The organism is Streptomyces sp. NPDC090022 (assembly GCF_044748145.1).
Classification (GTDB): domain Bacteria; phylum Actinomycetota; class Actinomycetes; order Streptomycetales; family Streptomycetaceae; genus Streptomyces.
The window spans coordinates 562,396-571,929 of record NZ_JBIVFN010000003.1; the positions used below are offsets into that span (position 1 = coordinate 562,396).

The 9,534-nt window shown below is 73.2% G+C and carries 11 protein-coding genes and 1 pseudogene; 10 read left to right on the forward strand and 2 right to left on the reverse strand.

What is annotated here, in order from left to right; all coding sequences use genetic code 11:
• Positions 1–57: 57 nt before the first annotated feature.
• The gene (locus ACIPXB_RS10335) at positions 58–1,548 is read right to left on the reverse strand and encodes a M16 family metallopeptidase (protein WP_401447109.1); all 1,491 of its coding nucleotides are present in this window, start codon (positions 1,546–1,548) and stop codon (positions 58–60) included.
• A gap of 813 nt (positions 1,549–2,361) precedes the next feature.
• Here ACIPXB_RS10335 and ACIPXB_RS10340 point away from each other — a divergent pair.
• The 4 genes from ACIPXB_RS10340 (at position 2,362) to ACIPXB_RS10355 (ending at position 5,407) form a co-directional block, all read left to right on the forward strand.
• The gene (locus tag ACIPXB_RS10340; RefSeq protein ID WP_401447111.1) at positions 2,362–3,009 is read left to right on the forward strand and encodes a lysophospholipid acyltransferase family protein; all 648 of its coding nucleotides are present in this window, start codon (positions 2,362–2,364) and stop codon (positions 3,007–3,009) included.
• A gap of 110 nt (positions 3,010–3,119) precedes the next feature.
• Positions 3,120–3,653, forward strand: coding sequence for a chloramphenicol phosphotransferase CPT (gene cpt / locus ACIPXB_RS10345; protein ID WP_401447113.1), 534 nt, complete (start codon positions 3,120–3,122; stop codon positions 3,651–3,653).
• Between the two features lie 99 nt (positions 3,654–3,752).
• Positions 3,753–4,829 (forward strand): DUF2330 domain-containing protein, encoded by a 1,077-nt coding sequence (locus ACIPXB_RS10350; protein WP_401447115.1) that lies wholly within the window; start codon positions 3,753–3,755, stop codon positions 4,827–4,829.
• Positions 4,830–4,957: 128 nt separating this feature from the next.
• The gene (locus tag ACIPXB_RS10355) at positions 4,958–5,407 is read left to right on the forward strand and encodes a contact-dependent growth inhibition system immunity protein (RefSeq protein ID WP_401447118.1); all 450 of its coding nucleotides are present in this window, start codon (positions 4,958–4,960) and stop codon (positions 5,405–5,407) included.
• A 38-nt stretch (positions 5,408–5,445) separates the two neighbouring features.
• Here ACIPXB_RS10355 and ACIPXB_RS10360 read toward each other — a convergent pair whose 3' ends face one another.
• Positions 5,446–5,952 (reverse strand): hypothetical protein, encoded by a 507-nt coding sequence (locus ACIPXB_RS10360; protein ID WP_401447120.1) that lies wholly within the window; start codon positions 5,950–5,952, stop codon positions 5,446–5,448.
• A gap of 136 nt (positions 5,953–6,088) precedes the next feature.
• On the opposite strand from ACIPXB_RS10360, the gene ACIPXB_RS10365 reads away from it, so the two are divergent.
• From ACIPXB_RS10365 to ACIPXB_RS10390, 6 genes and pseudogenes are all read left to right on the forward strand, one after another.
• Positions 6,089–6,976 carry a DUF2268 domain-containing protein gene (locus ACIPXB_RS10365; protein ID WP_401447122.1) on the forward strand — a complete coding sequence of 296 codons (888 nt, stop codon included), beginning with the start codon at positions 6,089–6,091 and terminating at the stop codon, positions 6,974–6,976.
• Between the two features lie 122 nt (positions 6,977–7,098).
• On the forward strand, positions 7,099–7,554 hold the full coding sequence (locus ACIPXB_RS10370) for a DUF6069 family protein (RefSeq protein WP_401447124.1): 456 nt from the start codon (positions 7,099–7,101) through the stop codon (positions 7,552–7,554).
• A gap of 54 nt (positions 7,555–7,608) precedes the next feature.
• Positions 7,609–8,166, forward strand: a complete 558-nt coding sequence (locus ACIPXB_RS10375) for a TetR/AcrR family transcriptional regulator (RefSeq protein WP_401447127.1) — start codon at positions 7,609–7,611, stop codon at positions 8,164–8,166.
• The gene (locus tag ACIPXB_RS10380; RefSeq protein ID WP_401447129.1) at positions 8,163–8,603 is read left to right on the forward strand and encodes a DUF6463 family protein; all 441 of its coding nucleotides are present in this window, start codon (positions 8,163–8,165) and stop codon (positions 8,601–8,603) included. The genes ACIPXB_RS10375 and ACIPXB_RS10380 overlap by 4 nt, the downstream gene beginning before the upstream one ends.
• Positions 8,604–8,639: 36 nt before the next feature.
• Positions 8,640–9,170: a hypothetical protein gene (locus tag ACIPXB_RS10385; RefSeq protein WP_401447131.1), complete on the forward strand. Its 531-nt coding sequence runs from the start codon at positions 8,640–8,642 to the stop codon at positions 9,168–9,170.
• Positions 9,171–9,364: 194 nt separating this feature from the next.
• Positions 9,365–9,534: pseudogene (locus tag ACIPXB_RS10390) on the forward strand (RNA-guided endonuclease TnpB family protein); the annotation flags it as partial.

Below are 9,534 nucleotides of genomic sequence, written 5' to 3' on the forward strand. Positions count from 1 at the left end.
GATCCGGTCCGGTGGGTCCGGGGGACGGCGCGGTCGGATCGAGGGCGGCGGCGGCCCTCAGTCGTCGTCGCCGTCCTTCGGCGTGAGCGCCGAGACCTCGTACGCCAGCGCGGCCGGGACCGCGGTGTCAACGGCCCGGACGACCCGGCCGCATCCGCTGTACTTCCCCGGCGAGAGCGCGATCACACAGCCGGACGCCCCGAACAGCGTCCGGTCCGTCCCGTCCCGCTCCACACCCACGACCTCGTCGAACGGTATGACGTGCAGCCGCCCGTCACCGTCGGTCTCCGCGATCCCGGACGCGGTCAGGACCAGCCGGGACCGGCGTGCCCCGCCGTACAGGGCGCGGGCCAGCAGCGGCGGGCGGAACACCTCGCCGGCCGGCAGCGCGGCGTCCGCGCAGCAGCCGCCCCGCGGCAGCGGGTTTCCCTCCGGACCGGTCAGCCGCGGCTCGACGTCCGGAGCCACCGCCAGCCGTGCCGTGGCCATGGCCTGCGCGAAGGCGTCGCGCACCTCCTCGGGCGTCACGGCCCGCAGGGCCGCCAGCCGGACCGCGTGGTCGCGGAAGGGCAGCCCGAACAGCTCGGCCGTGGCGGCCCGGTCCAGCTCGGCCTCGACGGCGCGCGGATCCTCGTACGCCTCCCGGAAGCCCTCGATCTCCTCGGCGAGCTCCTCGGCGGAGGGCACCTCACGGCCCAGGCGCAGGGCCTCCGTCCACAGCAGCTCCGCGATCTCGGCGTGCCGGCCGGGGCGGGCGTCGAGCCAGACCACGGTGTCGGTCACCAGGTCGTGGCGCAGGCTGGCGTCGAACTGCACGGCGTAGCTCAGGCCGCGGCGGTGGCGGGCGAGTTCGGTGAGCCGGTGCTCCAGGACGGCGTAGCCGAGGGCGGCGGCCGCCGAGTCCACGGGCCCCGCCAGCGCGAGGGCGGCGCCCTCGATCGGCGCCTCGTCCCAGGACGCGCCGCCGGGGCCGACGGTCACGGCCGGGGCCGTACGGCGGGGCGGCCGGCCCTCCGGCAGCGGGAGCCGCAGGCCCTCCGGCGGCGGGCCGGTGAGCAGCAGGACGGCGTTGCCGCGGGTGAAGTGGGCGGCGGCGTGCCGGCGCACGATGTCCGCGTCGAGCCGGTCGTACCCGGGCCCCGCGTACGGCGCCAGGCCCGCCCCCTGGGCACCGAGCCGCTGGTTGAGCAGCACGGCGGCGGCCATGAAGGTGGGCGAGGAGGCCTCGGCGGTCAGCACCCCGGCCTCGTGCTCGATGCGGTCGAGGGGCAGGTCGGAGAGGGCGGCGCAGACCGTGGCGAGAAAGGCGACGATCTGCTCGGGACGGCCGGCGGCCGTGAAACGGGTGGCCTCCAGGTCGACGGAGGCGTTGTGCTCGTGGTGCAGCCGGGGCAGCGTGCTCATCGCGAGGTGCTCGATGAGATGGGTGACGCCGAGCGTACGGAACGTCTCGTCCCGGACCCCGCATCCGAAGACCAGCTCGGCCCGGAGCGGAGCCGGGCCGGGGGCCCAGAGAACGGTGACGCCGTCGACGAGGGTGCGCTGCATGCGGCAGACCCTACCCACGGCACCCCCACCCCCGACGCCGGGGTCCCGAGCCCTCCCACACCACGGCCCCGGCAAGCGACCCTGCCCCCCACGGCCCGCGGCGGTGCCTGCGTCCCCCCGGCTGCCCACAGGCCGCGGCTGCCCGCACCGGCCGCGGTGCCGCCGGTGCCCGACGATGCTGCTGGCAGTGCCCGTGCTACCTGTGCGGACCGTGCTGCCCACGGTGGCCGCGCCGCCCGCGGCGGCCGTGCCGGCTACGCCTGCCGCGTAGGCCGCGGTGCCCGAGCGGGCAGCGCCGCGTGCGGTGCCTGCGGTTCACGTGCCTTCCGGGATGCCCGTGCAGGCCGTGCGGCCCGCGGTGCTGGCGCCGCCTGTGCCAGCTGTGCTGGCCCTGCTGGCCGCGACGGCTGCCCTGCCCGCGTAGGCCGTAGTGCCCGCGTCGGCCCAGCAGCCTGAGGTGCCTGGGGTTCACGTGCCTTCCGCGGTGCCCGGCGCCGAGCCGTGCTGCCCGCGGTGCCCGCGCTGCTGGGGTCGGCGGCGAGGGAGGCGCGGGCGGTGCCGGGTACGCGACGGCCGCGGTGCCGGTGCTGGGCGGGGCGGCTGCCGGGACTGCGTCGGCCCGTGGGGCCGGGGGTGCGGGCCGACGCGTGGCCGGCAGCCGTACTGCGGCTTCGTGCCGGCCGGGTCGGCGTACTCAGGACGGCCGTCCGTGTGCGGTGAGCGGGCTGAGTACCGTGACTCAGGACGGCGGCCGCGAGCCGGCCGACCATGGGGAGCGTCAACCGACCCCTACGTCCGCCAGCGAGGCCGCCCGTGCTCAGCCGTATCGCCGCCACCCTCTTCCCCGTCTTCGGGAACCTGACCGTGTCCGGAGCGGAACGGCCCCGGCCCGGCAGCATCCTCGTCGCCAACCACACCTCCCTGTCCGACCCCGCCGTCGTCGTCGCCGCGCTGCGCCGGCTCGGGACCGAGCCCGTGATCATGGCCACCGCCGGGCTCTGGCGGGTCCCCGTGCTCGGGGCCGCCCTGCGGCGCGAGGGACACATCGCCGTGCACCGGGGCACCGAGCGCGCCGCCGAGTCGCTCGACGCCGCCGCCGACGCGCTCGCCGCCGGGCGCTGCGTCCTGCTGTACGGCGAGGGCCGGCTGCCCGCGCGGCGGGACGTCGGCGAGGCGCCGCCCGGCCCCTTCCGCAGCGGGGTGGCCCGGCTCGCCCTGCGGACCGGCGCTCCCGTGGTGCCCGTCGGCCAGGCCGGCGCCCGCCGGATCAGTTCGGGGAGCCGGGCCAAGCAGCTGGCCGGCGCGCTCACCGCACCCGCCCGCCGGCCCGACCTCCACGTGCACGTCGCCGCCCCCGTGCACCTGCCTCCCGGCGAGGTCCCGGCCGCGACCGCCCACGTCCACCGAGCCGTGACCGCCGCCTGGCGCACCGCCGTGGACACCCTCGCCCGCCAGGCGTAGGCACACCACCCCGGAAGTCCGTGTCGGCAACCCGTGTCGGCAACCCGTCCCGGCAACCGGTCCCGGAAATCCGTTTCGGGGCAGCCTCACCCGGCCTCTACCGTGGCGCGGTGACAACTCAAGTGATCGTGCTCAACGGCGGATCGAGTTCGGGGAAGTCCGGGATCGTCCGCTGCCTCCAGGCGGTCCTGCCCCACCCGTGGCTGGCCCTCGGCGTCGACACCCTCGTCGACGCGATGCCCGCGTCCCTGCGGGAGTCGGACACCGGCATCGAGTTCGCCGCGGACGGCGAGGTGGTCATCGGGCCGGAGTTCCGGACGCTGGAGCTGGCCTGGGCCGAGGGCGTCGCCGCGATGGCCCGGGCGGGCGCCCGGATCATCGTGGACGACGTGTTCCTCGGCGGCCCGGACTCGCAGCGGCGCTGGCAGCGGGCGCTGGGTGGCCTGCCGGTCCTGTGGGTCGGCATCCGCTGCGACCCCGCGGTCGCCGCGGGCCGCGAGGTCGCGCGGGGCGACCGGGCCATCGGCATGGCCGCCTCCCAGGCGGAACTGGTCCACCGGGGCGTGGTCTACGACCTGGAGGTGGACACCTCCCGCGCCGAATCGATGGAGTGCGCCCGCGCCATCGCCGCGCACGTCGTGTGACGGGCCCTTCCGCGGGCCCGACGTACGCCGCCGCCCGGGAACCGGAGTCGTGTCCCGCACGTCTGTGACCGCGTGCAGAGGAAACACAGAGTCCTGACCTTGGTCTTCGCGCTGCTGGCGCTGCAGTTGGGTTCACTCGTCAACCCGGCCTGGGCCTGCGGCTGTGGTGCGATGGTCACCGACCGGATGGCCCGTATCGGTGTCGACCGCGAGACCTCCGTCGTGCAGTGGGACGGCGCCACCGAACAGATCGTCATGCGGTTCACGGTCAACGGCAACGCGGCGCGCGCCGCCTGGATCATGCCGGTGCCCAGCCGCGCGAGCGTCGAACTCGCGGACGCCGACATGTTCGACGACCTCGCCACGGCCGTCCGCCCCGAGCGCAGGACCCGCCACCACTTCTGGCCGCGGGGCCGCGACTGGCCCTTCACCTGGGGCGAACGCGACGGCTTCGCCGGCGCCGCGCCCGGCGCGGCCGGTGGCGGGGTCGGTGTCGTGGGCCGCGAGCGGCTCGGGGACTTCGACGTCGCCCGCCTGACCGCGACCGACCCCGACGCCCTGCGCACCTGGCTGACCGCGAACGGCTTCGAGCTGCCCGACCGGCTCGCCGCCGAAGTCCGCCCGTACGTCGACCAGAAGTGGGAGTACGTTGCGGTACGCCTTGCTCCCGAGCGGCAGGGCACGACGCTCAACGGGACCCTGGAGCCGCTGCGGATCCGCTTCGCCAGCGACCGCCTCGTGTACCCCATGCGCCTGTCCCGGCTGGCCAGGACCCCGCAGTCGCTGGGCCTGTACGTCCTGGCCGACCACCGCATGGAGCCCGTCACCGCGATCGGCGGCGACCGGCCCGAGGTGCTGTTCGCCGGGCGGATCGAGCCCGAGGGCGCGCTGGCGGACCTCACCGGCGGCCGGCCGGCCTTCCTGACCGCACTCGACCAGCGGTTCCCGGACCCGGGCCGGATCGACGGCGACCACGAGCTGAGGGCGACGGCGGCCGACACCCCCTACCGCCGGGTGACCTACACCGGCCGGCTGCTCACCGTCGGCGACGGCATCCCCGTCTGGCTCCTGACGGTCGGTGGCGTGCTGCTCGCGGCGACCGCAACGATCGTCGCCCGTCGGCGGCGCGGGCGACTGCGCGGGCGCGGCGACGCAGGCGCCGTACCGGCCGCCTGACGCCCACCATCCGCCATCCCTATCTGAACAGCCGCCTGACTGCTGAAGCACCTTGCCCGCGAAGAACGAGACAGCCCCTGGTGACCTGAGTCGGAGATTCTCTGGCTGCTTCAGCAACAATGCACACTATGGACCGTCTGCTGCACCTCGACCGTACGCTCGATGAGCTGGACCCGCCTCGCTGGGCACCTCCCGGCTCCGACGCGACCCGTTTGGTGCGCAAGGTGCATGGGTTGCGGCAGGTTCCGCTGGGCGAACTCGGTCCGGCGGACCTGCATACCCTCGTCTCCCAGCAGGTGGCACTGCCCTACGTTCTTCCGCTTGCCGTGCGTTTGCTGCTCGACGAGCCGATGCTCGACGCCTATTTCTACGAGGGCGACCTGTTGCTCGCCGCAGCGAACGTCCCGGCTTCAGCCTGGGCCCTGTTCCCGGACCTCGAGGCACGGTTGCGCACCGTCGTCATGGCCCTGCCGGAGGCTGTGGTGGCTGATCTGCACCGCGGCGCCGCCGAGGAGCTCGCCCGCTTCGTCGCCCGGCCCGGCCCGGGCCGCTTCGCTGACCGGCGACGACGACGCTGACCCTGCCAGCGGCGGCTTTGCCCGCCCGCGCCCGAGGACTACCCGGGGAAGGAGAAGTAGAGGGCGTCGCTGTAGAAGGACGCGAAGTGTTCCCGCCAGTCGGTGCGGACAGAGGCGAGCCAGTCGTCGTTCTCGCCGGCGATCGCCGCCTTGGCCTGGGCGACGGCGGCGGGAATGCCGTCGGAGACCAGGCGCTGAACCCCCGCCACCGGATCGTCGTTCGTGACGGAGATCATCTCGCCGGTCTCCAGGAGGAAGTACCGCGCCCGCTGCTTCTCCAAGTGGGCCGTGGTCTTCGCGACGCACTCGGAGAACTCGGCGAACTCGCCGTCACCGTCGAGTCCGTCACCGACCGCGCCCAGGAGGTCGAGCAACAGGGCCGTACCACCGGCGTAGTCCGCGGCGATGCCGATCCTCGGACTCCAGATCATGGAGGGGACGATGGTCGTCTCGCACCCGGCCATGAGCTTGTGGGCAAGCGGGATGTCCCAGTTGTGTTCGGATATGCACCGGATCGCTTCGGGGTTCTCCGCCTCGGTCGGCATCGAGTCTGCAGCGTAGAGATATGAACGGTTCGCCATGGACGGGACCCTAGCAACGCGGACCGACATCGCCCGCACCGCCGGCCGTGCCGCTGCACGGCTTGCACCTCACGCGGCGGGAGGTCCTACGGTCGCAGCCATGAAGATCATCGTTCATGACACGGCCTCCGCCATGCTCGACCTGCTGGAGCGCCCGGCGGCGGACCGTCCCGCCGCCCTTGCACAGCTGCTCGCCCCGCTCCAGGAGACGATGTCCGCGGTGGGCATCCCCGACCTCGTGCAACTGCACCGGGCCGGAAGCGGATTCCCGCTCGACCACGACGACCCCCGCCTGGCGGAGGCCGTCCACCGCATGCGGGACGCGGGCGTGTGGATCCGCGTCGAGGACTGCCTCGGCGCGGCGCGAGAGCGCCTCGCCGCCGCCGCACCCGGTGCCGCGACCGCCGCGGACGTGCACGTCGTCCTGGTGCTCGGCGACCCCGACGACGAGCACCTCACGGTCCGCAGCGCCGGCTACCTCGGCACGGGCGGCATCCCGGGCGCCATCCACCTCATGATGTGGCCCACCGGGACCAGCCTGGCGAAGATCGGCCACGTCGCCGCGCACGAGCTCCACCACAACGTGCGGTACGCCAACGTGGTCTGGGACCCGGCGACGGTGACCGTCGGCGAACAGGTGGTCGCCGAGGGGCTGGCGGAGGCGTTCGTCCGTGAACTGGCGGGCGAGCAGGCCATGGGGCCGTGGGCGACGGCCCTCACGGGTGCCGAGCTGGACGAGGCGTACGAGAAGGTCACGGCGGGCCTGGACGTGGCCGGGATGCACCGGCTGCCCCCGTACGTGTACGGCGACGCGACGGCCCGGCTCATGGGTGCCGAGCCCGTCGGGCTGCCGGACTTCGCCGGGTACGCGGTCGGGCTGCGGATCGTGGACGCCCACTTGGCGGCCACGGGCCTGACAGCCGCGGAGAGCGTCGCGCTGCCGGCCCGCACCATCCTCGCCAACGCGGGGATACGGACGACTGCCTGACGAGTCCGGCCCGGTAGGGCGAGGCTTGACCTCAAGTGAGGTTCAGGTTGGAGGCTTCTGCGTAGGTCGCCCGGCCGCAGGGCAGCGGGCGGCGCAGCACTTCACACAATGGAGGAAGTCTCGTGTCGAGCAGTGCCGTTCCGAACTCCGGCCCCACCGTGCCCGCCGCACCCTCGGCCCACCCTTCCGGCTTCAGCTGGTGGAAGGTGCTGGTCGCCGGTGCGGTCGGCGCGGCCGTGGTCAATCTGATCGTCCTTGCCGTCGCCAGGCTGGCCGGTGCCTCGCTCGTCGTCGTCGACGGCGGCGCAGAGCACGCGATCACGGTCGGGGGAGTCGTCGGCTCCTCCGTCGTTCCGCTGGTCGTCGGGACGGGCGCGGCCCTCTTGCTGGCCCTGTGGAAGCCGGTCTTCCTGCGGATCGCGCAGTACGTGGGCGGTGGGCTGGCGCTGTTGTCGGTCGCCGGCCCGCTGTCGTCCGGAGCCGACGGCGGCACCGTCGCAGCGCTGTCCGTCATGCATATCACCCTCGGCGTGGCGGTCGTCACCACCCTGGAGCTCCACCGCCGCCATCGCGCCTGACTGTGCGTCGTCGACCGAGCGGTTCCATACCATTCCGTATGGTACGGTATCGTCATGGTAAGCAAACGGGACTGGCTGGAGACCGGGTTCGCCGTGCTGCGGCAGGATGGTGCGCGGGCGCTGACCGTCGAGCGGCTGTGCAGCGAACTCGACCTGACCAAGGGCTCCTTCTACCATCACTTCAAGGGCATCGCGGGTTTCAGGACCGACCTGCTCGCCCACTTCGAGGCCGAGCACACCAGCCGCTTCATCGCCGAGGCCGAGAAGGCCGGCGCCTCTGCCCGGCAGCGGCTGCAGCATCTGCGCGACCTCGTCCTCGACGACAAGAGCGGCAGTGACGAAGTCGAGATCGCCATCCGCTCCTGGGCCCTGCAGGATCCCGAGGTCCATGCCCTCCAGGAGCGGGTGGATCGGTCGCGCATCGACTATCTGCGTACCCTCTGGCACGAGCTCGGCGGCCCGGAGGCCGAGGTCGAGCCCATGGCCAAGCTGCTCTATCTGGTCCTCGTCGGCGCGCAGCAGGTCGTCCCGCCCATCCCGGCATCCGACCTGCGCGACGTCTACACCCTGGCCCTGCGCCTGGCCCCGCCGGACCGGGAGCACTCCGGATGAGCCGCCTCGCTCCATGGGTTCCCCGGCTGATCATCGCCACCGCGGCCCTTCACTTCGTGTGGGGCCTGGCCCAGCCCCACGCCTGGGGCGCGATCGCCCGCGACGGCCTCTTCCGCAGCGTCGTCGAGACGGGCGACGAGGACTACTTCCTGCGCGAGTTCAGCGTCTGGTGGATGGTCGCCGGCATCGCGCTCCTCGCGCTGGGCACACTCGCCCGGTACGTCGTCCGTACGACCGGCTGCCTGCCGGCGCAGATCGGGTGGTACCTGTTGGGCGTCGGCGTGGTCCTCTGCGTCCTCTACTTCCCCGTCACGGGCGGCTGGCCGGTCCTCGCCATCGGCGTACTCGGCCTCGTGGCCGCCCGCCGTACCGGAACCCCGCGGTCAGGGCAGATGCCGGACGACACGGACAACAGATCGGCAGCCCCGCGCGGTTGACCCCGTCAGGACCACGGCGGAAAGGCAACGCAGTCCATGCCCACGTCACCCACCGGCCGACCGCCGGTCCTGCCGCCGGCGCGCTGGGCGGTCCGGGCGGCCTGGGCCGCCCCGCTGGGAGTCCTCCCTTCCTCCGTCTGGCGCGTCACGGTCGCCTTCACCGACGGACACAACCCCACCGAGATCGCATACATGGCGGTACTGAGCTGCGTGACGGTGGCCCTCGCCCTTCTCACCGTCGGCCTGGTCCAGAGCTGGGGCGAGACGTTCCCCCGCTGGATCCCCGGCGCCGCCGGGCGCCCCGTACCCGCCCGTGTCGTGACCCGGATCGCACGGGCCGGCGGTGTCCTGCTCGTCCTCATCACCCTGTACGGCGCACTCAACAACATCTTCGGATTCGTCGAGCGGGGGCCACAGCTCATCCACGAGGACAGGGAGTACGAACAGCCCGCGGCATGGGTGACCTACCTGTACCTGCCCGCCGTGGCCTGGGGCTTCCTCGTCCTCCTCGTCGCCGGGGACTACGCCCGCCGGACCACCCCTTCGACCGACCCCGAACCGCGGTAAGCTCCCCAGCCGTCATACGGCCACTACTAGAGTGCGGCCATGGAGATCACCGGTTTTCTTCCAGGAGGCTCCGCCCTTGAGGGCGGGGAGGAATGGATCCCTGGTGCGGAGCCGCGAAGCGGCGGATTTCTCTGCACATCTGCTCTGACCTGCACTTTCTTCCGTTGTCAGTGGGGTCTTATAGGTTGATCAGCATGACGACATCAGCGTTGGCCGACGAGGTGGCCGGGCATGCCCGGTACACCTACCGGCTGCGTGTGTCGTCCACTGCGCTCGGCCGGCTCGAGGACGAGTGGGCGCGGTGTCGTTGGGTGTGGAACGAGTGCGTGGCGATGTCCCGCAAGGTCCACGGCCTGAACAGGAC